The organism is Bacillus cereus group sp. BfR-BA-01408 (genome assembly GCF_022663305.1).
Classification (GTDB): domain Bacteria; phylum Bacillota; class Bacilli; order Bacillales; family Bacillaceae_G; genus Bacillus_A; species Bacillus_A pacificus.
Window position 1 is genome coordinate 1 of the sequence record NZ_JAKUFF010000389.1, and the last position, 202, is coordinate 202.

Here is a 202-nt window from a genome sequence, read left to right on the forward strand (position 1 = left end):
TGTTCCTTCACTTCATACTTGTACGCTACTCCATTTTCATCATACGCTGCTAAATCTTTGAATTCATATTTCCAATCTGTTGCTTTGCTTACTTCCTGCGTCGCAATCACTGCACCATTTTGTAAAAGGTCTACTTTAATCATTTCCGGACGATCTTTCGCGTTATCGTCTTTCCATGTTTTCGTTCCTTCTACTTTTGTTT

At 38.1% G+C, this 202-nt stretch carries 1 protein-coding gene; it reads right to left on the reverse strand.

Features of this window, described 5'->3' with window-relative positions; genetic code table 11:
- Positions 1-202 (reverse strand): Cna B-type domain-containing protein (locus tag MR083_RS27785; protein ID WP_242270165.1); only part of this gene is annotated, 202 nt, incomplete at both ends.